Source organism: Streptomyces microflavus, assembly GCF_014650075.1.
GTDB classification, from domain to species: domain Bacteria; phylum Actinomycetota; class Actinomycetes; order Streptomycetales; family Streptomycetaceae; genus Streptomyces; species Streptomyces microflavus.
In genome coordinates this window covers 634,171-659,651 of the sequence record NZ_BMUG01000002.1, presented here as the reverse complement: position 1 = coordinate 659,651, position 25,481 = coordinate 634,171, and the positions used below count along the sequence as shown (strand labels likewise).

22 protein-coding genes, 1 tRNA gene and 1 pseudogene are annotated in these 25,481 nt (G+C 69.0%); 15 read left to right on the top strand and 9 right to left on the bottom strand.

Annotation, left to right across the window (positions count from 1 at the left end; translation table 11 throughout):
* Positions 1-404 precede the first annotated feature (404 nt).
* Together IE264_RS08030 and IE264_RS08025 are read left to right on the top strand one after the other, a co-directional pair.
* Entirely contained in the window at positions 405-2,201 is a 1,797-nt protein-coding gene (locus IE264_RS08030; RefSeq protein ID WP_078657408.1) for a GmrSD restriction endonuclease domain-containing protein, read from the top strand.
* An 84-nt stretch (positions 2,202-2,285) separates the two neighbouring features.
* On the top strand, positions 2,286-3,548 hold the full coding sequence (locus tag IE264_RS08025) for a restriction endonuclease (RefSeq protein WP_078657409.1): 1,263 nt from the start codon (positions 2,286-2,288) through the stop codon (positions 3,546-3,548).
* A 115-nt stretch (positions 3,549-3,663) separates the two neighbouring features.
* Here IE264_RS08025 and IE264_RS37880 read toward each other — a convergent pair whose 3' ends face one another.
* The 4 genes and pseudogenes from IE264_RS37880 to IE264_RS37875 form a co-directional block, all read right to left on the bottom strand.
* Positions 3,664-3,972 (bottom strand): hypothetical protein, encoded by a 309-nt coding sequence (locus tag IE264_RS37880; RefSeq protein ID WP_032755812.1) that lies wholly within the window; start codon positions 3,970-3,972, stop codon positions 3,664-3,666.
* A complete protein-coding gene (locus IE264_RS08020) occupies positions 3,969-4,664 on the bottom strand; it encodes a GntR family transcriptional regulator (protein WP_032755814.1) in 696 nt (231 codons plus the stop codon). The genes IE264_RS37880 and IE264_RS08020 overlap by 4 nt, the downstream gene beginning before the upstream one ends.
* 30 nt (positions 4,665-4,694) lie before the next feature.
* The gene (locus tag IE264_RS08015; RefSeq protein WP_032755815.1) at positions 4,695-4,919 is read right to left on the bottom strand and encodes a hypothetical protein; all 225 of its coding nucleotides are present in this window, start codon (positions 4,917-4,919) and stop codon (positions 4,695-4,697) included.
* Positions 4,920-5,449: 530 nt separating this feature from the next.
* Positions 5,450-5,705: pseudogene (locus tag IE264_RS37875) on the bottom strand (hypothetical protein).
* A gap of 65 nt (positions 5,706-5,770) precedes the next feature.
* Here IE264_RS37875 and IE264_RS08010 point away from each other — a divergent pair.
* Positions 5,771-6,535: a GntR family transcriptional regulator gene (locus IE264_RS08010; RefSeq protein WP_032755817.1), complete on the top strand. Its 765-nt coding sequence runs from the start codon at positions 5,771-5,773 to the stop codon at positions 6,533-6,535.
* Between the two features lie 120 nt (positions 6,536-6,655).
* Here the strand turns inward: IE264_RS08010 and IE264_RS08005 are convergent.
* Both IE264_RS08005 and IE264_RS08000 read right to left on the bottom strand, forming a co-directional pair.
* Positions 6,656-6,742: transfer RNA gene (locus tag IE264_RS08005), tRNA-Ser, on the bottom strand.
* An 85-nt stretch (positions 6,743-6,827) separates the two neighbouring features.
* Positions 6,828-8,531, bottom strand: coding sequence for a S1C family serine protease (locus tag IE264_RS08000; RefSeq protein WP_032755819.1), 1,704 nt, complete (start codon positions 8,529-8,531; stop codon positions 6,828-6,830).
* A gap of 201 nt (positions 8,532-8,732) precedes the next feature.
* Here IE264_RS08000 and IE264_RS07995 point away from each other — a divergent pair, with 201 nt between their 5' ends.
* The 3 genes from IE264_RS07995 to IE264_RS07985 all read left to right on the top strand — a co-directional run bounded on the left by IE264_RS07995 (position 8,733) and on the right by IE264_RS07985 (position 11,444).
* Positions 8,733-9,569, top strand: coding sequence for a glycerophosphodiester phosphodiesterase (locus IE264_RS07995; RefSeq protein WP_190167598.1), 837 nt, complete (start codon positions 8,733-8,735; stop codon positions 9,567-9,569).
* 95 nt (positions 9,570-9,664) lie between these two features.
* Positions 9,665-10,273, top strand: coding sequence for an ATP-binding protein (locus tag IE264_RS07990; protein WP_078618699.1), 609 nt, complete (start codon positions 9,665-9,667; stop codon positions 10,271-10,273).
* Positions 10,274-10,478: 205 nt separating this feature from the next.
* Positions 10,479-11,444 carry a DUF5926 family protein gene (locus tag IE264_RS07985; RefSeq protein WP_032755820.1) on the top strand — a complete coding sequence of 322 codons (966 nt, stop codon included), beginning with the start codon at positions 10,479-10,481 and terminating at the stop codon, positions 11,442-11,444.
* A 264-nt stretch (positions 11,445-11,708) separates the two neighbouring features.
* On the opposite strand, the gene IE264_RS07980 is transcribed toward IE264_RS07985, so the two are convergent.
* The gene (locus tag IE264_RS07980) at positions 11,709-12,089 is read right to left on the bottom strand and encodes a hypothetical protein (protein ID WP_051821771.1); all 381 of its coding nucleotides are present in this window, start codon (positions 12,087-12,089) and stop codon (positions 11,709-11,711) included.
* Positions 12,090-12,532: 443 nt separating this feature from the next.
* Positions 12,533-13,279: a bifunctional DNA primase/polymerase gene (locus tag IE264_RS07975; protein WP_032755822.1), complete on the bottom strand. Its 747-nt coding sequence runs from the start codon at positions 13,277-13,279 to the stop codon at positions 12,533-12,535.
* Positions 13,280-13,981: 702 nt separating this feature from the next.
* On the opposite strand from IE264_RS07975, the gene IE264_RS07970 reads away from it, so the two are divergent.
* On the top strand, positions 13,982-15,352 hold the full coding sequence (locus IE264_RS07970; protein WP_078657411.1) for a PP2C family protein-serine/threonine phosphatase: 1,371 nt from the start codon (positions 13,982-13,984) through the stop codon (positions 15,350-15,352).
* Positions 15,353-15,454: 102 nt separating this feature from the next.
* Entirely contained in the window at positions 15,455-16,933 is a 1,479-nt protein-coding gene (locus IE264_RS07965; RefSeq protein ID WP_015609917.1) for an aminopeptidase P family protein, read from the top strand.
* Between the two features lie 31 nt (positions 16,934-16,964).
* Here the strand turns inward: IE264_RS07965 and IE264_RS07960 are convergent, their stop codons facing one another.
* Positions 16,965-17,579, bottom strand: a complete 615-nt coding sequence (locus tag IE264_RS07960; RefSeq protein ID WP_032755824.1) for an ATP-binding protein — start codon at positions 17,577-17,579, stop codon at positions 16,965-16,967.
* A 293-nt stretch (positions 17,580-17,872) separates the two neighbouring features.
* Between IE264_RS07960 and IE264_RS07955 the strand changes: the two genes are divergently transcribed.
* The 7 genes from IE264_RS07955 (at position 17,873) to pheA (ending at position 25,365) form a co-directional block, all read left to right on the top strand.
* Entirely contained in the window at positions 17,873-18,829 is a 957-nt protein-coding gene (locus tag IE264_RS07955; protein ID WP_032755825.1) for a hypothetical protein, read from the top strand.
* Between the two features lie 236 nt (positions 18,830-19,065).
* Entirely contained in the window at positions 19,066-19,815 is a 750-nt protein-coding gene (locus IE264_RS07950) for a YcnI family copper-binding membrane protein (protein ID WP_032756159.1), read from the top strand.
* 42 nt (positions 19,816-19,857) lie between these two features.
* Positions 19,858-20,517, top strand: coding sequence for an SCO family protein (locus IE264_RS07945; RefSeq protein ID WP_015609913.1), 660 nt, complete (start codon positions 19,858-19,860; stop codon positions 20,515-20,517).
* Positions 20,514-20,963 (top strand): copper chaperone PCu(A)C, encoded by a 450-nt coding sequence (locus IE264_RS07940; RefSeq protein WP_015609912.1) that lies wholly within the window; start codon positions 20,514-20,516, stop codon positions 20,961-20,963. The genes IE264_RS07945 and IE264_RS07940 overlap by 4 nt, the downstream gene beginning before the upstream one ends.
* 13 nt (positions 20,964-20,976) lie before the next feature.
* Positions 20,977-22,914, top strand: coding sequence for a copper resistance CopC/CopD family protein (locus tag IE264_RS07935; RefSeq protein ID WP_032755826.1), 1,938 nt, complete (start codon positions 20,977-20,979; stop codon positions 22,912-22,914).
* A 5-nt stretch (positions 22,915-22,919) separates the two neighbouring features.
* On the top strand, positions 22,920-24,233 hold the full coding sequence (gene efeB / locus IE264_RS07930; protein ID WP_032755827.1) for an iron uptake transporter deferrochelatase/peroxidase subunit: 1,314 nt from the start codon (positions 22,920-22,922) through the stop codon (positions 24,231-24,233).
* A 196-nt stretch (positions 24,234-24,429) separates the two neighbouring features.
* Positions 24,430-25,365 carry a prephenate dehydratase gene (pheA, locus tag IE264_RS07925; protein ID WP_015609909.1) on the top strand — a complete coding sequence of 312 codons (936 nt, stop codon included), beginning with the start codon at positions 24,430-24,432 and terminating at the stop codon, positions 25,363-25,365.
* Positions 25,366-25,481 lie beyond the last annotated feature (116 nt).

Below are 25,481 nucleotides of genomic sequence, written 5' to 3'. Positions count from 1 at the left end.
CATGAGTCGAGAACCAAGCCCGCGGCTTCAAGAGGATGCCTCCGGCGGGGGCGCTCAGACTCCGGGATGGGACGGGGCGCCGTTCGCGAGTGCCGGCCGGAGCGTGGCGAGCGTCGTGGGGCTCCCATCCCGACCACCTTCGACCCAGGCAGAGCCGAGCAGTCGCGGCCCAGGGCGTCAAGGTCGTTCGTACAGTGGCGCGCTCCACCTTGACGCCCTGAACCACGACCGCTCCACGACGTGTGGGTCGAAGGCGGACGGGATGGGAGGCAACGGTGTGGGGTGGCGGGCCGTATCGCTGAAAAGCAGGGATACCCGCATCAACAAGTCTTAGACTGCTGAAGTCGAAGACGTAGGGTGTCCTACCCGCTAGCAAGATGATCTTGTTTTTGGAGGGATAGAGGATGACCGTCAGCGAAGGAACTGAGCTGTCAGTTAAGGGCGAAGGACTTCAACAGCTATATACGGATTATATCCAGAATCGCTTCCTCATTAACCGCCGCTATCAACGTAAACTAGTTTGGGCGGTGGAGGAAAAGCAGCGCCTTATCGATTCGGCCTTGAAGAAGCTTCCCATCCCTCTCATTCTTTTGGCAGAAAGCCAATACGAAGGAAGCGCACGGCTGGAAGTTATTGACGGCCTGCAACGCTTGGATGCGATCTTCTCTTTCATCGAGAACAAGTATCCGGTTGATGGGCGTTATTTTGATCTCGAAACCTTGGCAGATACTAAGTTTTTCGCGGACAGCGGGACACTGGAACAAAAAACCCCCGTCTGGGACCGGGCAACTTGCCGAGACTTTACCAACTATCACCTGCCTGTCTCGACGTACCGTTCGGCTAGCGAGTCATCCGTTGATGAGGTTTTCAGAAGGATCAATTCTTCCGGTAGGCACCTGAGCCTCCAAGAGATTCGACAGGCTGGATCAACGGCAGAGATCGCCGGTCTGGTCCGGCGCCTGAGTGCTGCCATTCGAGGAGATTCCTCGTTGACCGATTATGTGAACCTTCAGGATATGCCGAAGATTAGCATCACTAACAAAGATCTCGATTACGGAATCTATGATGGTGATATCTTCTGGGTCAAGCAGGGGATCTTGTCTCGTGATGCAGTCAGGGAATCGCGGGACGAAGAGTTGGTCCTAGACCTCCTCCTTGACCTAATCTTGCGCCCCTTTGCGTCCAGCGGGACCGAGTATCGCAATGCTGCATACAGCGAGGAACGGGTATCGCATTCCACATCTGCGCTTTCAATTCGCGCTCGCCTGTTGACAATTGGAAAAGATGAGATCGAGCGTCGCTTTATGGGGACACTTGATCTGATCAAAGAGACTCTCGATGTGGCGGGGGCACCGTACTTTACTTGGACTGTCACGCAGCAAAATCCGCGCGGCGTACCACGCCATTTCCATGCATTGTTTGTTGCTCTTGAGCAGATTCTGCATGAAGAAAATCTCGTACCGAAGAGTAAGAGCGAATTGGCGAAAGCTTTGAAGGGATTTTGGGACAAGGACCTTAGTGTGCCTGGAGGCGGCAACTGGGGAAGTGCGCGGAAGAGTGACCTCGTGGAAGCTGTAAAGGGCTCCTTGAGGAGGGTATTCGAGCCCACAGAGGACGAGAATGCTTTGAAACTTCAGGAGCACGCCCTGCGGTTCGAATCGACGCTCCGGATGGCCCTTACAGAGGATGCGCTATTTGAACTTAAGCAAGGGTTTTGCCAGGTGAGCAACTTGTCGAAATTCGACGATGCGAGCTTCGAGAAAATTTTGAAGATCGCCTCAGCTATGGCAAACGTTCACTCCAAGGCTAAGGGCATTATCTTCATCGGTGTCGCGGATGGGGATGGTGATGCAGAATCCATCAGACGCTTCACGGGCGTGGAAAGTCATAAGGTGGACAAATTCTGCGTTACTGGAACTCAGCATGAACTCGATGCTATGAGTAAGACGATCGATGAGCACTTCCGTTGGCTTGTGGACAGAATTAAATCATCGAAACTTGAGCCAAAATTCGCGAATTCCCTCGCAGCGACCCTTTCTCCCTTTCGGTATCGAGGATACCTTCTCTGGAAGCTAGAGCCGCAGGCTGGTGAATCTCCTGTAATGCACGACGGCCGCTTCTTTGTCCGCAACGGACCATCCACAAAAGAAGTGTCCGGGGCAGCTCTAATCGACCTTGTCCGTCGGTTCCCCGCGCGGTAGACCTCTGGCTTTCGCGTGTTTGGCTTCCCTGCTGAGGTTTTCCAGCCCCTACAAAAACTAAAACTTCGTTAGGTAGAGACTCGTATGGACGAACCAAGGATCACGGAGATTCCATGGGAAACGATCAAAGGAGAGCAATTAGAGTCACTTGTGAACGAGCTCATCGAAGCTATGGGCGGAATGGATTTAGCTTGGAGAAAGGGAGGGGTCGGCGATGGCGCTCCAGATGGCGGGCGCGATTTGGAAGCAACATTCATGCATGCCACACCAGAAGGAGACGTGGCGCAAGAACGATGGTGGATCGAAGTCAAAGGGAGAAACAAGTCCGTAGAGTCCAATGCAGTTAAGTCCGCGGTCATCAACGCGGCAGCGCATCAAGAGGTCGATGTTCTTGTTATAGCAACGAACAGTGTATTTACCAATCCTACGCGGGACTGGCTTCGAGAGTGGTCTCGGACAAATAAGAATCCGAAGGTAAGACTGTGGGACCGCGCCACGCTAGATAGACTGGTAAGAAAACATCCCGTCCCTTCCGCCCGAGTGATTCCTGAGATTATTCAAGGTAAGGATCGTCTCGATCTGCTAGTTGCTCAGTTCGAGGAGGTAGGAAGAACACCTCTAGAGGCTGACTTGAGTTACTTCTGGGAACACCAGGAATGGGTGAAAAATAGTGCTGACATTTCATGTCTCGCCTACGCCGAGGTCGTACTAGGTGATTTGACTCATCGACCATGGGGAACGTTGCTCAGCGAGTCATATCCCCTCGAACTCGTCGTAGAGGCGCTTGTAGGTCTGCCCATGGCTAATATGCGAACTAGGGTCCTTTCAGACGATAAAATTTCTGAGACAGCTGCTCATCTTATTCAGTGCGCCCTGCCCTACGCCCCCAGCGACGACCTCGCGTCAATTATTAATAATCCTTTCGAATTTCTGGAAGGTGATGAGTGGAAGGGCCTGGCCCGCAAGATTGACCCGTACGTAGAGCATGTGATTAAGCCGCTGTGGAATGCCGCAAGGGGACAACTCCTTGATGCATGCTCAGAAGACTGCGCTCGGATCTCCGTCAGTCCGGCAACTACACTCGGAATCGATCCTCGCGGTGCTCATTTCTGGCGTCGGTTGAATCCTTCCCTGCCCATGCCGGATAGTAGAAGTCTGATTATTGAATATCGCAAAAAAGGCTGCGCCGTAGGTCTTAACCTTGGCGAACACCCTTGCCCTCTCCTTGAAAGCGATGAAGATGATGGCAAGGTGGTAACAGGTGTCAGAGTTGAAGATGTGCGCAGAGTAATCGAATTTCGCAAGAGAAATCCCACTGACCAGTATTTTAAGTTTTCCGGAGATTAGCGCCGCAGGCAGCGGTCAGCGTCCGAGGACGCTGAAGTGAACTGCTGAGGCCCATGGCATCTGATCTGGTCAGAGCCATGGGCCTCTCCAGCTGTTTGGTCGGCGGGACCGCAGATCAATAGGCGGACTCACTCGGATCGCTCGTGGCCCGGAGGCGGCTGCGGCTCGTTGCGACGCGGTAGACGTCCCGTAGAGCCCCGGTCAACTCTTTGACCAGGCACCGCATGTCGTCGAGTGACGTCCTCTGATTGTCGAGAGCCTCTGCGGCTTCGTCCAACAGTTCGCTCGCCGTGCCGAGTTGGATTGCTTCGATGCTGTCAGCGAGGCGGGACATGTAGCCGTCCGGGTCGTCGGTGCTCAGGTAGCAGGGCTTGTCCCCCGGGCCCGACCACGGGAGGAGCCGAAGTTCGTTCGGTGTTGTCATCCTTGGGTGGGCCTCTCGTTGAGCACGTGGTGGGCGGTGAAGACCGCGTCGACTCGGTCTCCCGGAAAGGCCAGGAGCGCGGCCTCAACGACCCGGCCGGTGGCGTCGGTGGCGATGCGCGTGATCGCGAGAACGGCCATGTTGTTCCCGATCCGTAGGGCCGACGCTTCGTCTGGGGTGGGAGAGCGGGCGCAGACCGTCTCTCGGATGGTGGCCGACGACGGGCCGAGGACTGCGAATCTCGTAGCTGCCTCCCGGCACACGGAGTCGTCGTCGAGCACTCCGGCCGGGGCCAGGTCGCGCGGGATGTAGATGCGGGCCAGCCCGTGCGGTGACCCGTGTTCGAGGCTGAGGCAGGTGTACTCCGCGAGGGGACTGCCCGTTGGCACCTTCAGCAACGTCGTCAGGTGCACGGAGGCCGGAACCGTGATGCGCAGCGTTGGCTCAGCGGCGGTCCAGGGGGCCAGCGTGCCCCAGCCTCCGACGTACATGATCTTGCGGCGGGGGTGACGGACGTAGTTCCCCTTGCCGTGGATCTTCTCGACGAGTCCTTCGCCCTGGAGCACGGCGAGAGCGCGTCGCAGGGTCACGGTGCTGACCCTGTACCGGGCGGCCAGGCCGGCTTCGGACGGGAGGCGTTCGCCAGGCTTGATGCTGCCCGTCGTGATCTGGTGGCGTAGGTCGTCGGCGATGTCGTGATGGCGTCTGGGCCACGAAGCCGGTCACCGCCTTCTCAGCAGTCGCAGGGCGGTGAGCCGGGTACGGGCGTGTATGGCCAGCAATTCGCCTGACTCGAAGACCAGTTGCTTGGCCCCTTGGGGGAGCTGAAAGAGGTCGCTCACCCGGCAGGCGTGACCGCCGAGTTGGATGATGTCGCCGCGCTGCACGGTGGCCGCAGTGACCTCGACGGGGGAGACCAGTGCACCACCGGGGGCTGGGGCCCTCATGCCATCACCTTCACGGGCATGGGCGGGTCCGGGGTCGAATGGCACGGACAGATGCACTCCTCGTAGGTCACCGGTACGTCGTCCGTCGCCGCAGGCGGGGACGGCTCGGTGCAGGAGTCGTGTGTGCCAATCCGGCAGGCGATCGAGCGGTAGGGGACGGAAGCCGTGCCCGTCGGGGTGCGGTTGTCGGTGAAGAGGCATCAGTGGGCCCCCGCGAGTCCAGACCAGGCATCGGCCGGCAGGTGCGGGGCGACGAGCACTGTGCGCGTCCGTGCACGCTGCTCTTCCCACGCCAGCAGGTACGGACGGACAAGCGCGACGTCCTCTCCCCTCAGCGGGTACCGGTGGACCGTGCCGACCAGAGCCCGCCCCAGGGCGACGGTCGAAGCGTCAGCGAGCGTGGAGCTGGTGAGAGGAGCCAGCAGCCGGGAGGACGATAGGGGGCGGCGGTGCCGACCGTTGGGGAAGCACCGCACTCTGGTGCGCGCGATGGCATGACGGATACGGTTGAGCATGCTGCTCAGCTCGTATCACTGATAGCCCGGTCCCCCAACGTCGCCTGTCGCGGGGACCGTTTTGCGTATGACCGCCCATAAGTGCGGCCGTTCAGGCTGGTGGCCAGGAGCCCGAATCGATAGCCATCGGCCACCGCGTCCAGGACCGCCCGCCAGGCATCGGCGGAGAGCGTGTCCGGTACTTCCGCCTCAACCGTCGTGAACCTGGTGTGCTCCTGCACGCGGGGGGGCCAGCGGCGGACAAGCGGGCGGCGGGAGCCGCCGCGGTCATTCCCGAAGCGGATCCAGCGCATCCTCCATTGTCAGCGATCACTTTCAGTGAAGCTAGTGGACTAGATTTTTCATACGCCTAAGCAACCGCCGTACCTCCGCATCGCCGACGAACTCCGGCAGCGCATCGCGGAGCACGTCTGGGAACCGGGTGACCGCCTCCCATCCCGCGCGCAGATCGGCCAGGAGTGCGGCGTGGGCGAGAACGTGGTGCGCAGGGCACAGGAGTTGCTGATCTCCCAAGGCGTGCTGGAAGGCCGAGCCGGATCGGGGACCTACGTCGCCGAGCCCCGGGAGCGCGTGAGGGTCGTCCGGTCGTCGGCACGTGAGCAGCCCAGTGGATCCCCGTTCCGCCAGGACATGAAGGCCCTTTGCCGACAGAGCGACTGGGAGAGCCGGACCGACGCCAAGGTGCCGGCCCCGGCGGAGATCGCGACGCGGCTCGGCGTCGCTGAGGGGGAGCTGTGCGTGCGGACGACGTACGAGTTCCTTGCGGACGGGAAGCCGGTTCAGCTGTCGACGAGTTGGGAGCCGTACGCCGTCACTGGCGGTACTCTCGTCGTGCTCCCGGAGGGAGGGCCCCACGCGGGAGCCGGGGTCGTGAACCGCATGGCCGCGATCGGAGTCACCATCAGCCACGCGGTCGAGCAGCCCGAACCCCGGCACGCGACCGCCGAGGAAGCATCGCTACTCGGCATCCAGAAAGCCGCACTCGTGACGCACATCCGGCGGACGTACTACAGCGCCGACGGCCGTCCCGTGGAGACAGCGGACATCGTGGTGCCCGCAGCGCACTGCGAGATCGTCTACGAGATCCCGATCAACCGCTGACGAGCAGCCCCGGCACCTTCAAAGCCGTGGCCCAGCCGTGCCCCCCGCGTGCCCGGCGGGAAACAGGCATGGCAAAGGCCCCCGACCATACGTACTGGCTGGTCGGGGGCCTCTCGCCTGCGGTGGGTGTGGGATTTGAACCCACGGTGACATCGCTGCCACGACGGTTTTCAAGACCGTTCCCTTAGGCCGCTCGGGCAACCCACCCCGCGTCGGCGGCCCCGGGCCGTGATGGCCGATGGGGCGTCACGGTCCCGTGGGGCCGGTTCGACGCTTGGGACAGCCTAGCCGGTCAGCTGTCGCCCTCGCGCTGGCCCAGGGTGACTTCGGCCGTTGCCGTCTTGCCGTCGCGCTCGTACGTCAGGGTCACCTTCTCGCCGGGCTTGCGGGTCCAGATCTCGCCGATCAGGGTGGGGCCGCTGTCGATCACGGTGTCGTTGAACTTGGTGATCACGTCGCCCGCCTTGAGGCCCGCCTTGGCCGCCGGGCCGTTCGGGGTGACGGCGGGGGTGCCGGCCGCGCCCTCGGAGGAGATCGCGGCGCCGCCGGTCTTCTCCTCCATCGTCACCGTCGCGCCGATCACCGGGTAGACCGGCTTGCCCGTCTTGATCAGCTGCTCGGCCACGTTCTTCGCCTGGTTGATCGGGATGGCGAAGCCGAGGCCGATCGAGCCCGCCTGGGACTGGCCGAGGCCGCCGCCCGTCGACTGGATCGCGGAGTTGATGCCGATGACCGCGCCCGTCGCGTCCAGCAGCGGCCCGCCGGAGTTGCCCGGGTTGATCGAGGCGTCGGTCTGGAGGGCGCTCATGTACGAGTTCTTGCTGCTGGAGCCGTCCCCGGAGGCGACCGGGCGGTTCTTCGCGCTGATGATGCCCGTGGTGACCGTGTTGGACAGGCCGAAGGGGGCGCCGATCGCGATCGTCGAGTCGCCGACCGCCACGCTCTCCGAGTTGCCGAGAGGGAGGGGCGTCAGGCCCGCCGGCGGCTTCTTCAGCTTCAGCACGGCCACGTCGTAGCCCTGCGCCCGGCCGACCACCTCGGCCGCGTACTTCTTGCCGTCGGAGAACGTCGCCGACAGCTCGCCGGACTCCGCCGCGGAGGCCACCACGTGGTTGTTCGTGAGGATGTGGCCCTCCTTGTCGTACACGAAGCCCGTCCCCGTGCCGCCCTCGCCGTCGCCGCCCTGCGCGTCGATCGTGACCACGCTGGGCAGCGCCTTCGCCGCGACCCCGGCCACCGTGCCCGCCGGACGCTTGAGGTCCCTCGGGGTGTCCGATGCCGAGACGGTGGTCGAACTGCCGGAGGAGCCGTTGTCGTTGCGGTCGGCCGCCCAGTAGCCGAGTGCGCCGCCGACGCCGCCCGCGACCAGTGCCGCCACCGCGACCGCCGCGACCAGGCCGCCGGCGCCCCGGCGCTTCCCGTTGCCGGGGGAGGGGTCGTGGCCGGGCTGAGGTACACCCCAGACCGGGCCGTTGCCGCTCCCGTTGCCGATGCCGCCGCCGTGCGTGGGGGCGGGGCCCCCTGCGTACGAGGGGACAGCGGGCGGGGGCGGGGGCCAGGAGGCGGCGCCCGCGGGGGGCTCGGGCGCCGCCCCGTACGGGGAGTGCGGAGGTTGGTGGGGCTGCTGGGGGGTGTGGGGCTGGTGGGCGGCGGGGTACGCCGGAGGGTCCTGGTGGGTGCCCGCGTGCGCCGGGGAGCCCTGGTGCGTGGGGGTGTGGCGCGGTGCGTCCGCGTGCGCCGGAGTGGGGGGCGCGATCGGGGCGGCCGGGGACGGTGTCCCCGTACCGGCGCCGTCCGTGGACCCGTCCCGTACGCCGTCCGTGGGCTCGTGTCGTACGCCGTCCGCCACCGGGGAAGCCGGGCGCGCCGGATCCGGCGCAGTCGCAGCCCCGTCCGCCGTCGGGTCAGGAGCGGTGGCCGGCACGGGAGGTGCGGGCGGAACGGACGGCACGGCCGGTACCGCGTTGCCCTCGGTGCCCTCGTTCTCGGTGCTCACAGCTCTTTACTCCTCGGTTCCACTCGGCATCCAGTCGGCATTCGGCAAGAAATCCGCTGTGCACGTGTCTGCGGTCAGCTTTTCCCACAGCACGTCGGGCCACTGTAAGCAGGACCTGTGCATCCGCACACCAATCTTTACATCAGACAAAACGGACCTCCAGGGTGACATGTGCTCACCCACCCCCGTGGCGGTGACACCATGACGCGGGTGACCCACGCACGGCAGCGCAGCCCGCACACCTCGATCCAGGTCGTCGCCCATCGCGGGGCCTCCGACGACGCCCCCGAACACACCCTGGCCGCCTATCGCAAGGCGATCGAGGACGGTGCCGACGCCCTGGAATGCGACGTCCGGCTGACCGCCGACGGCCACCTCGTCTGCGTGCACGACCGCCGGGTGAACCGTACGTCGAACGGGCGCGGCGCCGTCTCCGCCCTGGAGCTCGCCGATCTCGCCGCCCTCGACTTCGGCTCCTGGAAGGACCGCGAGGAGTCGCCGGACTGGGATCCGGTGCCGGGCGAGCTCACCTCCGTACTCACGCTGGAACGGCTCCTGGAGCTCTTCACCGAGGTACGGGCCACCGGGCGGCCGCTGCAGCTGGCCATCGAGACGAAGCACCCCACCCGCTGGGCCGGGCAGGTGGAGGAACGGCTCCTGCACCTGCTGAACCGCTTCGACCTGGCCGCGCCGCCGGCCGACGAGCCCTCGCCCATCCGCATCATGAGCTTCTCCGGACGCTCCCTGCACCGCGTCCGGGCCGCCGCGCCCGCCCTGCCCACGGTCTACCTGATGCAGTTCGTCTCGCCCCGGCTGCGTGACGGACGGCTGCCCGCCGGTTCCCGGATCGCCGGACCCGGCATGCGGATCGTGCGCAGCCACCCCGGGTACATCGAGCGGCTCCACCGGGCGGGCCACCGGGTCCATGTGTGGACCGTGAACGAACCGGCCGACGTGGAGCTCTGCGCCGAACTCGGTGTCGAAGCGATCATCACCAACCGCCCGAAGCAGGTTCTGTCCCAACTGGGGCGCATTTAGCGCACAACGGCACCCCACTGGCACGCAACAGCGCCCCCCGCACCACCATGACGGGGAGTACACCGGCGCATTCACTGCGCGTTCAGTTGTGTCGAGTGCGTCACCGGCAGCCCCTTGGCCGGTTTCCGGTGCAGCTCAGTGGGGCATCCAACCCGTGGCGTGGGGCAAAGGAGGTCTCGGGGGTGGCGTTGGTGGTGGCACAAGAGGTGCCTGCGTCGTCGAGCATGGCCGTTCCCCATGGCCCTGCGGGCGTGGGGCAGGCACGGCACCGGATGCGTGAGCAGTTGCGCAGCAACGGGGTGTCGGACGCGGTCGTGGACGACGCTGTTCTCATTCTTTCCGAACTGCTCAGCAACGCCTGCCGGCACGGCAGGCCGCTGGGATGGCACACGGATGCCGGTGACGGCGACATCCGTGCCGCCTGGCGCGTGGAGACGGGCGGCGGGCTGACCGTGGAGGTCACGGACGGCGGCGGGCCCACCCGCCCGGTTCCGGCCACCCCCTCGGTGACGGCACGCGGCGGCCGGGGGCTCAACATCATCAGCGCCCTGGCACAGGAGTGGGGTGTACGGGACGACTCCTCGGGCGAAGTCACCGTCTGGGCCCACGTCCCTTCCCCGAAGCCACCCGAGCTCGGCGCGGTCGGCGGGCTCACCGGGTTCGAAGGGCTCGACTTCTCCGACGTCCTCGACGACGCCAGCTGACGGGCTGCGCGAGCGACGGCCGACAGGCCGGCCGATGAGCTGGCAGGCAACCGGTCGGCTGATCGACGGCTGACGGGCGGCTGAAGCGGCGGTCCTGACGACGCCGGTCGGCCAGGGCGGCGGCGGGCAGGGTGTGCGGCGGCGGTGTCGCGGGCGGCTAGGCTCGCGCCGAGACCGCACTGTCGCAATCGGGAGAATGCCCACCATGGCCAAGAAGCGCCCTCAGACCAAGGCCGGGAAGCAGCAGCTCAAGGACGGTGAGATCCCGGTCGTCGGGGCCCGTGAGCCCTGCCCGTGCGGTTCGGGCCGTCGCTACAAGGCGTGTCACGGACGCGCCGCCGCCCAGGCCGTCACCGAGCTCGTCCACCGCCCGTTCGAGGGACTGGCCGGCGAGTGCGACTGGGTCGCCCTGCGCGAGCTGGTGCCCGCCGCCACCGTCGAGCTGACGCTGAAGGGCGGGCTGCCCGAGGGCGTTCCGTCGGTGACGCTCGCGACCGTTCTGCCGATGGCCTGGCCGGCCCTGCGCCGCGACGACGGTTCCGTCCTCCTCGCCCTCCAGAACGACACCTCCTCCGGCGACCTCAGCCGCGACCTCGCCGACACCCTCCAGCGCGCGCTGGAGGTCGAGCCCGGCACCCCGGTCGCCGCCCGCCGCGTGCCGGCCGACGGGCCGCGCCTGCAGGATCTGCTGGACCCGGACGCCGCGTTCGAGCCGGTCGTCCACACCGGGTTCGAGTTCTGGGTCCCCGACGCGGAGAACGCCACCCCCGAGGTGTCCGCCTCCCTGGAGCGCGCGAACGCCGCCGCGATCCCGACGGTGCTGCTCTCCGGCGTCGACTCCGCGTACTGGTGCGAGACCCCGGAGAAGAACCACCTGCGCTGGGTCATGCCGCACCCCGAGGAGCAGCTCCTCGACGCGCTCGCCCGGCTGCACGCCGCCGGCACCTCCTCGCTCGGCGAGGACACCCGGCTGGTCGGCTCGTTCCGGGCGCACGGTCTGGTCGTCCCCGTCTGGGACCTGCCGAGCTCGATGGGCGCCGAGGCGTGCGAGAAGCCGGCCGTCGCGTTCGCCGAGCGGCTGGCGACGGCGCTCGCCTCCGACACCCCGCTCACAGCCGAGGAGCGCCGTGCCCGCGGCGGCCTCACCAACCGCCAGGTGACGCTCAGCTGACCCCGCCGGGAGCCGCTCCGAGTCGGTGACTCGCGTCACAACTCACCGTACTCACAAGTAAATCGCCGTCCCCGTAGGCGAGATCGAATTTGCGAACGGCAGATCTCTTGTTACCGTTCTAGAAGCCCGGTCGCTGGTGCATCCCCCGTCGCCAGCGACCGGGCGTCTTCGTTTCCGGCTGCGGCCCGTACCGTCCGGCCCCCCGGAACCCCGCGCCCCCGCCGCCCGGAACCCCGCGCCCCCGCCGCCCCGCTTCCCCAGGATTCAGTCCGCTGCGCCCGGCGCCCGGTCGGATCCGGCGCGCAGCAGCAGCGGCGCCTCCTCCACCGGCCCCGCGCCCGCGTACTCCGCCACCGCCGCATAGGCACCGGGACCGCCCGCCGAGGGCCCTCGCGGGGTCTCGCAGCTGCCCGGCTCGTCGTGGGCCGCCAGGACGCAGTGCAGCTCCACCGTCCGCCCGCCCGGCCCCATCAGCGTGAGTACGGAACGGAGTTCGGCGCCGGAGGTGTTCCGGTAGTAGGCACGCGCCCAGGTCTCGCCGCCCCCGGTCATGACACAGGTCTGCGCCTCAATGCCCGCCGGCGAGGCCAGCTCGGGACCGCACCGGGCCGTACCGCCGGATCCGCTCGCACCGTCCGCACTCATTCCCGGCGGCGATGTCGACGATGTCGGTGATGTCGGCGCAGATTCCGGCTGCGACGGAGAAGGAGAATCGAGCTCATTCACGGGTGGTTCGGACGGTTCATCAGAAAGCTTTTTCTCATGGCTTTCTGATGAACCGTCCGCAGATTTTTCGTCAGCCGGTACGGCATCCAGGGAACGCCCGGGATCCGCGGAAGCAACGATCGGAATCAGGCACGCGAAAGCGACGACAGCCGTGAGACCGATCATGCGGAGATTCATGGTGGCGCCCCTTGCCGACCACGCGGGCAAGCCGACCGCGCGCGTATATGGGGGCGACGATATCGACGCGGGACGCATGGCCGGGCCGTCCCGCACCCGTTCAACGCGAATACGGCCCGGCTCACACCCGAACGAGTGAGCCGGGCCGTCCGACGGACGGTCGGGAAACGTCGTTGCGCGGGACGTCAGTACGCGAGCCGGCTGCCGCCGTCCGGCGCGCTGGTGCTCGCCTCGACCAGGGCGTCCAGGACCGCCTCGACATCCGGCAGCCAAGGAGCCGCCGCCACCGGAGCGCCGGAGCGCCTGGCGGCCCGGCGGAAGACCGGGCCCGCCGGAGCCGGGGCCGCCGGAGGCGCAGGGGCCCGCTCCCAGCGCACCTGGCCCGCGCCGATCTCGGACGGCGGCAGGACGAGATAGCCGCCCTCCCCGTGGAACCGGAGCGAGCTGGGCACCCAGTCCTTGCTGTACAGCAGCTCGCCGAGCCGTTCCAGCGTGTACGGGGCCACCAGCAGCGACCACCGGGTCGGCGTCGCCACGACGGGGCCCAGCCGCATGCCCATGCGGTCGAGGGCGACCAGGGCCTTCGCCCCGGCCAGGGCGGGCAGGCTCACCGCGCAGGGGGCGCGGCCGCCGGTCGCCAGCATCACCGGGGCCGTGGGGCGGTTGCTCCACCACCAGCGCACCATGCGCTCGTCCGTGGTGGCCGCCAGCAGTGCGGGATCGAAGGGGTGTGCGCCGGGAACGGCGCAGTCGGGGTCGGGGCAGGCGCAGCCGAGGCCACGCCCGTCGCGCAGGGCGGCCGGTGCGGTCCCGGCTCCGGGGAGCACGGGCCACTGCCATGCGGTGGCGAAGGTCAGGGCCGCGTCGAGCCGGGCGGCACCCTCCTTGCGCCGGAGCCGGAACCTGCGTCGCCTTCCGAGGATCTCGCGCATGAGCGCTCGTTCCTTTCCGTTGAACGCCGAGTCCACATGACGCCACGCGTGTGGGACACCGCGTGTACGTCTCTTCGCTGTGCGTACGTGCTCATCAGGTTCTGCGGTACGGGCGTGCCTTCGGTACCGAGCGTGAGCCGAGCCGAGCCGAGTGGAACCGATCCGAGTGGAACCGATCTGGGGTGGTGCCGAGCTGCGGGGAGCCGGGGGCGCCCGTCACGGGCGCCTCGTGCCTGCCGGCCCGGGCCCGAACCCCGCCACGTGGGGCGGGGGCGTGACCGTCACTGATCGCGACCGTCACGGGTAAGGACGTCCGGACCCGCTGTCAGGTTCCTGGGCGATCACATCCGCCCCTGAGCGTCGGCCCCGGGCCGCTGCCCCGGGCATCCGCTCCGAGCGTCTGCCCTGAGCATCGTCGATTACGTACCCAGCCTGCCCGGAATGACGCCGCCCCTGGGCTTTCACCCCGGAGGCACCCCTTGTAGAGCTGCCCCAGTCGACCGCAAATAGCTCCCGGAGGGTGCATTTTTCGGCCAAGTTGACTAACACTGGAGGGGCGCGAATCCGGCGAGCCTCCAGGGGACAATGCTGGACATCGGGTTACTTGTGCGTGTACATGTGGATGCATTGATAGTGGCGCAGAATCACATGGGGGTTTGCGATGCTATTCGACGAATCGCACCGGCCTGAAAGCTGGCTGCCATGAGCGCCCCACACCTGCCGAAAGTGGCTGGAATCGATCCGGAAGTTCCGGTTTCAACGCACACTGCCGCTCCCCTGAGAGAGGTTCCGGCGGCGCCCGGCGCCTTCATCCAGGACCGGCTCGCGGGCTGGGTCTCGGATCTCACGACGCTGCACGAACTCACCGAACGGCTGGCCGGCACCGCCACCCTCGACGCCGCCCTGAACGAGCTGCTGCACGCCGGAGCCGCCCTCGTCGGCGCCCGCCGCGGGCTCCTCGTGCTGGAACCGGCGGGCCCCGGAACCCCTTCCACCACCCTCGGCCTCGGGCTCAGCCACGCCGACCTCGGGCACCTGGAGACCGTGGAGCGCGGCGCCACCGCCCTCGGCCGGGTCCTCGACGGAGTCCCGGGCACCGCGGACGGGATCGCCGGCCCCGACCTGCTCGGCGACAAGGACCTGGACCCCCGCCACCGCGAGGTCGCCATCCGGCTCGGCTACGCCGCCAGTTACGCCCTGCCCCTCGCCTCCGAGCAGGCCGGACGGCTCGGCGGTGCCGCCTGGCTCTACGACGAGCCCGGGGAGCCCTCGGAGAAGCAGCGCCACCTCGTCGGCCTGTACGCCCGGTACGCCACCGAGCACCTGGCCCGCCTGATCGAGCTGGAGCGGGCCCGCGCCGACGTCGCCACCGTCGCCGAGGAGCTGCTGCCCAGCCGGCTGCCCCGCATCCCCGGCGTACAACTGGCCGCCCGGCACCGGACCGGCCCCAGGGGCGGCGGCGACTGGTACGACGCACTGCCGCTGCCCGAACACACGCTCGGGCTCGCCGTCGGCTCCGTGGGCGGGTCGGGGCCGAGCGCGATGGCCGCGATGGGACGGCTCCGTGCGAGCCTGCGGGCGTACGCCGTGATGGAGGGCGAGGACCCCGTCGCCGTACTCTCCGATCTCGAACTCCTGCTGCGGCTGACCGAGCCCGCGCGGACCGCCACCGCCCTCTTCGCCTACTGCGAGCCCGCCGCCCGCAAGGTCGTGCTCGCCGGGGCCGGGCACACCCCGCCGCTGGTCCTCGGCGAGCGGCGCTGCGAGTTCGTCGAGACCACGCTCTCCGCCCCACTGGGGATGCTCGCCTGCTGGGAGGCGCCGAGCGTGGAGTTCTCCCCCGCGCCGGGAGAAACGGTGCTCCTCTACACGGACGGCCTGCTGCGCCGCACCGGCGACCCGATGGACCGTGCCTTCGCCCGTCTGCACTCGGCCGCCGCCTCGGTACCGAAGGCGGGCCGGCACGATCCGGCCGCCGTCGCCGACCACGTACTGCGCATGATGCTGCCCGACGGGCTCGACCGGACCGACTCCGCCGAGGACGTGGTCATCCTCGCCGCGCATTTCGACTGAGCCCGCACGCCTCTCCTGTAACAGGTCCTTCGGCCCTGTGCCCCCTTCCGTACGCCCGTACGATGGGTGCTGGTCCAGTGTCGTATCAAGGAGAGACAAATCGTGTCTGAGGAGCTCATCCCGGAGACCCCGGAGCAGGAGACCGAAGAGAACGAAGCGGCTGAGCCGATCAAGCAGCGGAAGAACGGCCTGTACCCGGGCGTCTCCGACGAGCTTGCCGCGAACATGAAGTCGGGCTGGGCCGACACCGAGCTGCACGGGCTCGAACCGATCGCCCAGGCCGAGCACACCGCCGCCCGCCGCGCCGCGCTCTCCGCGCGCTTCCCCGGCGAGCGCCTGGTCATCCCCGCGGGCAACCTGCGGACCCGCTCCAACGACACCGAGTACGCCTTCCGCGCCTCCACCGAGTACGCGTACCTCACCGGCGACCAGACCCAGGACGGCGTCCTCGTCCTGGAGCCCACCGCCGAGGGCCACGAGGCCACCATCTACCTGCTGCCCCGCTCGAACCGGGAGAACGGCGAGTTCTGGCTGGACGGCCAGGGCGAGCTGTGGGTCGGCCGCCGGCACTCCCTCGCCGAGGCCGAGCAGCTGCTGGGCATCCCCGCGAAGGACGTCCGCGAGGTCGCCGCCGCACTGACCGAGGCCACCGGCCCGGTCCGTAACGTGCGCGGTCATGACGCGTCCATCGAGGCCGCCCTCACCGACAAGGTGACCGCCGAGCGCGACGAGGAGCTGCGCGTCCACCTCTCCGAGGCCCGCCTCGTGAAGGACGCCTTCGAGATCGCCGAGCTGCAGAAGGCGTGCGACGCCACCGCGCGCGGCTTCGAGGACGTCGTCAAGAGCCTGGACAAGGCCGAGGCGACCAGCGAGCGCTTCATCGAGGGCACGTTCTTCCTCCGCGCCCGCATCGAGGGCAACGACATCGGCTACGGCTCGATCTGCGCCGCCGGACCGCACGCCACCACCCTGCACTGGGTCCGCAACGACGGCGCCGTCCGCGCGGGCGAGCTGCTGCTCCTGGACGCCGGCGTGGAGACCAACGAGCTCTACACCGCCGACGTGACGCGCACCCTGCCGATCAACGGCACGTTCTCGCCGCTCCAGCGCAAGATCTACGACGCGGTGTACGAGGCCCAGGAGGCGGGCATCGCCGCCGTGAAGCCCGGTGCCACCTTCCGCGACTTCCACGACGCCTCGCAGCGCGTGCTCGCCGAGAAGCTCGTCGAGTGGGGTCTGCTCGGCGACCTGTCCGTGGACAAGGTCCTGGAGCTGGGCCTCCAGCGCCGCTGGACGCTCCACGGCACCGGTCACATGCTCGGCATGGACGTCCACGACTGCGCCGCCGCGCGGACCGAGGCGTACGTAGACGGCATCCTGGAGCCGGGTGTCTGCCTGACCGTGGAGCCGGGCCTGTACTTCCAGACCGACGACCTGACCGTGCCCGAGGAGTACCGGGGCATCGGCGTCCGGATCGAGGACGACATCCTCGTCACCGAGGACGGCAACCGGAACCTCTCCGACAAGCTGCCCCGGCAGGCCGACGAGGTCGAGGCCTGGATGGCTCAGCTGAAGGGCTGACCCGCTTCCGCCGGATGACAGGGCGCGCTGCTCACACCATGAGCAGCGCGCCCTCCCGCCATTTCAGGACCTTGTCGAAGCTGACCACCGCGCCCCGGCCGGGCCGGTTGCCGAACTGGACGTGGTCGGCGAGCTGCTCGATGAGGTCCAGCCCGCGGCCGCTCTCGGCGACGCAGGGAATGTAGGCGGCGAACGTGGGCTGCGCGCCGACGGGCTCCGGATGCTGAGCCCGCTCGACGTGCTCGGCGCGCTCAACGTGCTCGGCGCGGTCGATGTCCTGGGCGCGGTCGATGTGCTCCGCGTGTTCGGTGTGCGCGGCAGGGCGAAGCGCGCGCCGGGCGGGAAAGCCCGGCCCCGAGTCGGCCACCTCGATACGGCATTTCTCGCCGTCCAGATAGGCCGTGACCCGGTACTGCCCGGAGTCCGCCGGGGGCCTTTCGGCTCCGCAATCCCCGTACTCCCCGAGGCCCGACCGGTCGCCGCCGTGTTCCACGGCGTTGGCACAGGCTTCGCTGAGCGCGACCGACAGGTCGAAGGAGATATCCGGATCCACCCCCGCGGTTTCCATGGTGCCGAGCAGAAAACGACGGGCGAGCGGAACGCTCGCAGCTTCGCGCCGCAAATGGAGTGACCACCAGATGCTCATGCTCCAGCCTCCTGGCTGCGGCTCGACGTACCGATACGTATTGCCGCACAAGGCACTTCGTAAGCACGGATCGGCTGTGAGAGCCCTCATTCGGCGGATGCGGATATTCCGCGCCCCGGTGTATGGCCGCCCCGGGGACCACCCCGGCGGAGACCGGGGCGGGTCCGGAAGCGGCGCGTCCACAGTCCGTACATCCCCCGCGAACAGCCGCAACAAGCGCGCTTGCGGACGGAGGCTGATGTTCCGGACCTGCCGTACCGCGGAGGGGGGCGCAGTGCGATGATGTCCCGGCCATGTCCACGCCTGTCGCACACGCCGGAGCCGGTCTGCGGCTCATGAGGGCCGCGGTGTTCACCGCGGTCTGCGTCGTGCTGTCCGCGGCGGGGCACGCCTTCGCGGCAGGTACGCCGGTCCCCGCGTGGACCCTGGTCGCCGGATTCCTCGGCGTCCTCGCCGTCGCCGCCGCCCTCGCCGGACGGGAACGTTCCCTGCCGTCGATCGCGGGCGCGCTGGCGGGTGGGCAGGTCGCCCTGCACGTCCTCTTCGCGTACGGCAGCCACGGCAGCGCACAGGCCGTCGCCGCCTCCGCACCCCGGGGCAGCGGCGAGAACCCCTTGATCCGCTTCGCCGCCGGGCTCGTGTGCGGTGGAGGGGCGGGGCAGCTCGACGCCGCCGACGCCCACCGCATCGTCACCACGGCGGGCATAGACCCCTCGACGCTCTCGCAGGGCCACGGACACCTCGCGTCGGCGGGAGCGGCCACCGCGGCGGCTCCGGACGGCGGACCGGGCCTGGCGTCGGCGGTCGCGGACGGGGGATCGGGCCTGGCGTCGGCGGTCACGGACGGCGGGTCGGGCCTGGCGTCGGCGGTTACGGACGGCGGGTCGGGCGTGGCGTCGGTGTACGCCTCGGTGACCGCGCTGCTGCCGGCGCTGCCGATGTTCCTGGCGCACCTGCTGGCCGCGCTCGCCGCCGGCTGGCTGCTGCGGCGCGGCGAGGCCGCTCTCTTCCGGCTGGCCCGGCTCTCGGCGTACGGCGCCCAGGAGTTGGCGGCCGGCGCCCGGCTGCGCTCCCTGCGCGCCGCGCTCGCACTGGTACGCGCCCTGCGCGCTGGAGCGCGCGAGCAGCTCGTGTGCGGCCCGCGCGCCCTGCGCACGGCCGACGACGAACCGGCACCGGCCACCGGAGACCCTCTGCAGCACCTGGTGGTCAGGCGCGGGCCTCCGGCCCCGTACGCCCTCGCAGCCTGACGCGACACCTGCGCCCACCGCCCGTGACGGACCACCGTCCGGGACGGGCCGGCCCGGCAGTTCCCGGGCGGCTCTCCTGCGGGCAGGGCCGGATTCCTCACGGACCGGACGAGGTGTCGTGCTGCCGTCGCGCACCCGCGCACCCGCGCACCCGCGCACCCGCGCGTCGAACGACCGTGTCTTCCTCTTCCTGCGTGTTCCTCTTCCTCCGTGGAGTGATTCCTGCCATGAACGCCATCCGCGTCTCCCGTATCGCCATCGCCACCGGCGTCGCCGCGTCCACCGTCCTGCTGCTCGCCGGGCCCGCCGCCGCGCACGTCAGCGTCCAGCCGCAGGGCGAGGCCGCCAAGGGCGGTTACGCCACCCTCAACTTCAAGGTCCCCAACGAGCGCGACCAGGCCTCCACGGTCAAGGTCGAGGTGAACTTCCCGGCCGACCACCCGCTCTCCTCGGTCACCCCCGAGGCCGTGCCGGGCTGGAAGATCGACATCACCAAGGGCAAGCTCGACAAGCCTCTTGAGGTCCACGGCAAGAAGATCACCGAGGCGGTCTCCAAGGTGACCTGGACCGCCGACGGCTCCAAGATCGCGCCCGGCTACTTCCAGCAGTTCCCGGTCTCCGTCGGCCAGCTTCCCGAGGACGCCGACCAGCTGGTCTTCAAGGCCATCCAGACGTACGACAACAAGGAAGTCGTCCGCTGGATCGAGGAGCCCACGGCGGGCGGCGACGAGCCCGACAGCCCCGCCCCGGTCCTGAAGCTCTCCGCCGCCTCCGAGGACCACCACGGTGGCGGCGCGGCCGCCAAGGCCGGCGACGACAAGGCCGACGACAAGGCCGCCTCGGCCGAGGGCGACAAGAAGGAGACGCACGCCGCGTCCTCCTCCTCCAGCGACACCACTGCCCGCACCCTGGGCATCATCGGCATCCTCATCGGCGTCGCGGGCGTCGCGTTCGGCGTGCTCGCCGGCCGCCGCCGTAACGCCTGACCAGCCGGTTCCACCACCCGCACCACATTCAGGACACCCTTCATGCGCAACAGAAAAGCAGTGACGGCCGTGGCGTTCGCCGCCGCGGCCGCACTGGCCCTCTCGGCCTGCGGCAGCGGTGACGACAAGGCGGGCTCCTCGTCCATCGCCGATGTCGAGGCCTCGCCGAAGACCAAGGCCGCGACCGTTCTCGACCGCCCGTTCACCAAGCCGAACCTCGTCCTCACCGACACGAACGGCAAGGAGTACGACTTCCGTGAGGCGACCAAGGGCAAGCCGACGCTCATCTACTTCGGCTACACCAACTGCCCCGACGTCTGCCCGCTGACCATGAGCAACATCTCCATCGCCAAGCGGGGCCTGCCCAAGGCCGACCAGGACAAGCTCCAGGTCGTCTTCGTCACGACCGACCCCGAGCGCGACACACCCGCCTCGCTCGGCACCTGGCTCAAGGGCCAGGACCCCACCTTCACCGGCCTCACCGGCGACTTCCCCACCATCCAGGCGGGGGCGCGCCAGATCGGCATCGGTATCGAGCCGGCGACGAAGGACAAGAACGGCAAGCCGGTCTCGATGCACGGGGCGCAGGTCGTCGCCTTCTCCCCGAAGACGGACGGCGGATATGTGCTCTACGGCGAGGACACCTCCGCCGAGGAGTACGCGAAGGACCTCCCCAAGCTGATCAAGGGGGAGACCCCGTGAACCGCCGTACGGTCCTCGCCGGCGTCCTCGCCCTCACCACGGGGCTGGCGCTGGCAGGGTGCTCCACGGGCAGCGACGAGCCCGAGCTGAAGGTCACCGGCGCGTATCTGCCGCAGCCCGTGAGCGACATGGCCGCCGGCTTCCTCGTCGTACAGAACAGCGGGTCGTCCGCCGACCGGCTCACCTCGGTGACCAGTCCGCTCTCCGACGACGTCACGATCCACGAGACGAAGAACCAGCAGATGCGCGAGGTCTCGTCGTTCGAGGTGCCTGCGAAGGGCGAGCTCGACCTCGAACGCGGCGGTAACCACATCATGTTCATGAAGCTCAAGCAGAAGCCCAAGCAGGGCGAGAAGGTCTCCGTCGAGCTGCACTTCGAGAAGGCCGACCCCATCACGGTCGACCTGCCGGTGAAGGAAACCACCCACAACCCGAAGAAGCAGTGAGGGACCGACTGTCATGACTGCCACCGCCCCGCGCCTCGGAGCGTCCCCGATACGGCGGCCGTTCGCCACCGCCGCGCTCGTCGCCGCCCTCGTCAGCCTGCTGTTCGGGCTGATGCTGGCCGGCGCCGGCCCGGCGTCCGCGCACGCCGCCCTCACCGGGAGCGACCCGCAGGACGGGGCGGTGGTGGCCACCGCACCCAAGGAGGTCACCCTCACCTTCTCCGAGGCGATCGCCGTCGGCGACGGGTCGATCCGGGTCCTGGACCCCAGCAGCAAGCGCGCCGACACCGGCGCCGAGCCGAAGGACCTGTCCGAGGGCTCCACCGTCCGGTACGGCGTCGAGCTCAACCCCGGCCTGCCGGACGGCACCTACACGGTGGCCTGGCAGGCGGTCTCCGCCGACAGCCACCCCATCTCCGGCGCCTTCACGTTCTCCATCGGCGCCCCCTCCGAGACCACCGTGGCCCTGCCCTCCGAAGAGGTGGGCGGCGGCCCGGTCGGCGTCGTCTACGGCATCGCGCGGTACGCCGCGTACACCGGGTTCATCCTGCTCGTGGGCGGCGCGGCCTTCGTGCTGGGCTGCTGGCCCCGGGGCGCGTCCGCCCGGCCGATGCAGCGGCTGGTGGTGCGCGGCTGGGTCACGCTGACCGCGGCGACCCTGGTCATGCTGCTGCTGCGCAACCCGTACACCGGCAGCGGGAAGTTCGCCGACGCCTTCGACCTGGACGGGCTCCAGGCCGTCCTCGACACCAAGCCGGGCGCCGCCCTCGTCTCGCGGCTGCTGCTGCTGGGGGCGGCCGCGCTGTTCATCGCCGTCCTGTTCGGTACGTACGCCCGGCGTGAGGACGCGGTCGAGAAGAAGGACCTCACCTTCGGCCTCGCCGTCGGCGGCGGGGTCGTCGCGGCGGGCATCGCCGCCACCTGGGCCATGTCCGAGCACGCGTCGACCGGCCTCCAGGCGGGGATCGCCATGCCGGTGGACGTGCTGCACCTGCTGGCCGTCGCCGCCTGGCTCGGCGGTCTCGTCTCGCTCCTGGTGGCGCTGTACCGGACGCCGGACATCGGGAGCCGTGCCGTACGGCGGTTCTCCCGGGTCGCGTTCGGCAGCGTGCTCGTCCTCGCGGCGACCGGGATCTACCAGTCGTGGCGGCAGGTCGGCTCCTGGTCGGCACTGACCGGGACGCGGTACGGACAGTTGCTGATCATCAAGGTCGCGCTGATCGCGGTCCTGCTCGCCGTCGCGTGGTTCTCCCGGCGGTGGACGGCACGCCTGACGGATACGGCTGCCGCATCCGGAGGTGCGGAGGCGACGGATACGGCCGCTCCCGAAGACGCGGAGGAGGTATCCGGAACCGAGGAGGCCCCGGACGGCGTCGATCCCGCGCGGGCCGCGCAACTGGCCCGGCAGCGGGCCGTCCTGACCGCCACGAAGAAGAAGCGGATACGGAACGCCGACCCGGAACGATCCGGGCTGCGCCGCTCGGTGCTGGCCGAGGCGGCCGTCGCCGTCGTCCTGCTGGCCGTCACCACCGTGCTGACGTCGACCGAACCGGGCCGTACGGAGGAGGAGGCCGGGGCCGGAGCCGCGGCGACCGCTCCCGCCGCGACGGGGCCCGTCAACCTGAGCATGCCCTTCGACACCGGCGGCCAGAACGGCAAGGGGACCGTCCGCATCGACATCGACCCCGGGCGCACCGGCTCCAACGAGCTGCACGTGTGGGTCGACGGGAGCGACGGCAAGCCGATGGACGTCCCCGAGCTGAAGATCGCCCTCACCCTGGAGGCTCAGGAGATCGGCCCGCTGCCGGTCGTACCCGACCGGCTCGCCGAGGGGCACTGGTCGGCGAGCGGCGTCCAGATCCCGATGGCGGGGGAGTGGAAGGTCGATGTGACGGTCCGGACCTCCGACATCGACCAGGTCACCATCGACGAGAACGTAAAGATCGGCTGAGTACGGTGAGCAAGACCAGGAAGCAGGACCCGGCCCCCACCGGTGCGACCGTTCCCCCGGACCCCGGCCCCGCCGGTGTCTCGCGGCGGCGGCTGCTGGGCGGCGTGGGTGCGGCGGGCGCCACCGGGCTGGTGCTGGGCGCCGGAGGCGGGGCGGCCGGGTATGCCGCGACCCGCTCCGACGCGCCTACCGCCCTGACGGCCGTCGGCTCCACCGAGGCGATGTTTCACGGGAAACATCAACCGGGGATCACCACTCCGCTTCAGGCCCGGGGCCACCTCGTCGCCTTCGACCTGGTGGCGGGGGCGGGCCGCAAGGAGGCCGTGGCCCTGATGCGGCGCTGGTCGGCGCTGGTGCGGGAGCTGATGGCGGGCCGCCCGGCGGGAGGCTCGGCGGACGGGCCCGGCCACGACACCGGGATCGCGCTGGACGCCGGCCCCTCCTCCCTCACCGTCACCTTCGGCTTCGGCCGTACGTTCTTCGCGCGTACGGGCCTCACCTCCCGGCTGCCCGCCGCCCTCGACCCGCTGCCCCCGTTCTCCTCCGACCAGCTCGACGCCAAGCGCTCCGACGGCGACCTGTGGGTGCAGATCGGCGCCGACGACGCGCTCGTCGCCTTTCACGCCCTGCGGGCCGTACAGAAGGAGAGCGCGGGAACAGTAAAGGTGCGGTGGCAGATGAACGGCTTCAACCGCACCCCTGGGGCCACGGCCCGGCCGATGACCGCCCGCAATCTGATGGGCCAGATCGACGGGACCGGCAACCCGAAGCCGGCCGACGAGGACTTCGACCGGCGGATCTTCGTGCCCGCCTCCCCCGGCACCCCGCAGGAGTGGCTGGAGGGCGGTTCGTACGCCGTCGTCCGTCGGATCAGGATGCTGCTGGACGACTGGGAGAAGCTTCCGGTGGACCGGCAGGAGCAGGTCATCGGGCGGCGCAAGGCGGACGGGGCCCCGCTGAGCGGCGGGAGCGAGACCACCGCGATGGACCTCGACAAGGCGGGCCCGGACGGACGGCTCGTGATCCCCGACAACGCCCACGCCCGGATCTCCTCCCCCGAGAAGAACGGCGGGGCCGCCATGCTCCGGCGCCCGTTCTCGTACCACGACGGGATCTCGGAGGACGGCACTCCGGATGCCGGGCTGCTCTTCGTCTGCTGGCAGGCGGACCCGTTCCAGGGCTTCGTACCAGTGCAGCGCAAGCTCGACCGGGGCGACGCCCTGTCGCCGTTCATCCGGCACGAGGCGAGCGGCCTGTTCGCGGTACCGGGCGGGGCGGCGGAGGGCGAGTACGTGGGGCAGCGGCTGCTGGAGTCCTGAGGCCGCGAGCAGGCCTCATGGGGGTCCGGGGGCGCGTGCGTGGCGCCTTCCGTGGGGCTCCTCGGGGGGCGCGTGCCGTGGCGCCTCATGAGGCCGGGGGGCGCGTGACCGGCGGGTCCCGAGCCCTGCGCGCCCGGCCCCCGACCGGATTCTGAGACGGCGAGGCCCCCGTCGTACGGCGCAATAGGGTGAGCGTATGTCAGCCACGCGCTACGCCTATCTCGGTCCCGAAGGGACCTTCACCGAGGTCGCCCTCCGCACGCTCCCGGAAGCCGCCACCCGCGAGCTCGTCCCGATGGTCTCCGTACCGGCGGCCCTGGACGCCGTACGCAACGGTGAGGCGGCGGCGGCTCTCGTGCCGATCGAGAACTCCGTCGAGGGCGGCATCACGGCCACGCTCGACGCGCTGACCAGCGGAGAGCCGCTGATGATCTACCGCGAGGTGCTGCTCTCCATCACCTTCGCGCTGCTCGTGCGGCCGGGCACCAAGCTCTCGGACATCAAGACGGTCACCGCGCACCCGGCCGCCCAGCCGCAGGTGCGCAACTGGATGGCGGCCCACCTCCCGCAGGCCGCGTGGGAGTCGGCGGCGTCCAACGCGGACGGCGCCCGGCTGGTCCAGGAGGGGCGCTACGACGCCGCGTTCGCCGGTGAGTTCGCCGCCGCCACCTACGGCCTCGAACCGCTGGTCACGGAGATCCATGACGCGGAGAACGCCCAGACCCGCTTCGTCCTGGTGGGCCGCCCGGCCCGGCCGTCCGCCCCGACCGGGGCCGACAAGACGTCCGTCGTGATCTGGCTGGGCGACGACCACCCCGGTGCGCTGCTGGAGCTGCTCCAGGAGTTCGCGGTGCGCGGCGTCAACCTGATGCTGATCCAGTCGCGCCCGACCGGCGAGGGCATCGGCAACTACTGCTTCGCCGTGGACGCCGAGGGGCACATCGCGGACCGGCGGGTGGGGGAGGCCCTGATGGGGCTGAAGCGGATCTGCCCGAAGGTGCGGTTCCTCGGTTCGTACCCGCGGGCGGGGGTCTCCGCCGACGAGGTCCGGCCGTTGCGTGCGGGCACCTCGGACAGCTCCTTCACCGAAGCCTCCGACTGGCTGGCGCGCAGCCAGGACGGGCGGATCTGAGAGCGGTCGCTGCGGCTCACCGCGGAGCGGAGTGCCCTGAAGCAGAGTGCCCTGAAGCGGAGTGCCCTGAAGCGGAGTGCCCTGAGGCGGAGGGCCCTGGAGTGGAGTGCTCCGCT

Excerpts from the sequence above, each read along its gene's own strand:
- IE264_RS07975 (WP_032755822.1), bottom strand. The coding sequence starts at position 13,279 with ATGCGCGAGATCCTCGGAAGGCGACGCAGGTTCCGGCTCCGGCGCAAG.
- IE264_RS07935 (WP_032755826.1), top strand. The coding sequence starts at position 20,977 with ATGACTGCCACCGCCCCGCGCCTCGGAGCGTCCCCGATACGGCGGCCG.
- IE264_RS08030 (WP_078657408.1), top strand. The coding sequence starts at position 405 with ATGACCGTCAGCGAAGGAACTGAGCTGTCAGTTAAGGGCGAAGGACTT.
- pheA (WP_015609909.1), top strand. The coding sequence starts at position 24,430 with ATGTCAGCCACGCGCTACGCCTATCTCGGTCCCGAAGGGACCTTCACC.
- IE264_RS08015 (WP_032755815.1), bottom strand. The coding sequence starts at position 4,919 with ATGAGGGCCCCAGCCCCCGGTGGTGCACTGGTCTCCCCCGTCGAGGTC.
- IE264_RS07960 (WP_032755824.1), bottom strand. The coding sequence starts at position 17,579 with ATGAGCATCTGGTGGTCACTCCATTTGCGGCGCGAAGCTGCGAGCGTT.
- IE264_RS07995 (WP_190167598.1), top strand. The coding sequence starts at position 8,733 with ATGACGCGGGTGACCCACGCACGGCAGCGCAGCCCGCACACCTCGATC.
- IE264_RS07980 (WP_051821771.1), bottom strand. The coding sequence starts at position 12,089 with ATGAGTGCGGACGGTGCGAGCGGATCCGGCGGTACGGCCCGGTGCGGT.
- IE264_RS07970 (WP_078657411.1), top strand. The coding sequence starts at position 13,982 with ATGAGCGCCCCACACCTGCCGAAAGTGGCTGGAATCGATCCGGAAGTT.
- IE264_RS08025 (WP_078657409.1), top strand. The coding sequence starts at position 2,286 with ATGGACGAACCAAGGATCACGGAGATTCCATGGGAAACGATCAAAGGA.
- IE264_RS07945 (WP_015609913.1), top strand. The coding sequence starts at position 19,858 with ATGCGCAACAGAAAAGCAGTGACGGCCGTGGCGTTCGCCGCCGCGGCC.
- IE264_RS07955 (WP_032755825.1), top strand. The coding sequence starts at position 17,873 with ATGTCCACGCCTGTCGCACACGCCGGAGCCGGTCTGCGGCTCATGAGG.
- IE264_RS07985 (WP_032755820.1), top strand. The coding sequence starts at position 10,479 with ATGGCCAAGAAGCGCCCTCAGACCAAGGCCGGGAAGCAGCAGCTCAAG.
- IE264_RS37880 (WP_032755812.1), bottom strand. The coding sequence starts at position 3,972 with ATGACAACACCGAACGAACTTCGGCTCCTCCCGTGGTCGGGCCCGGGG.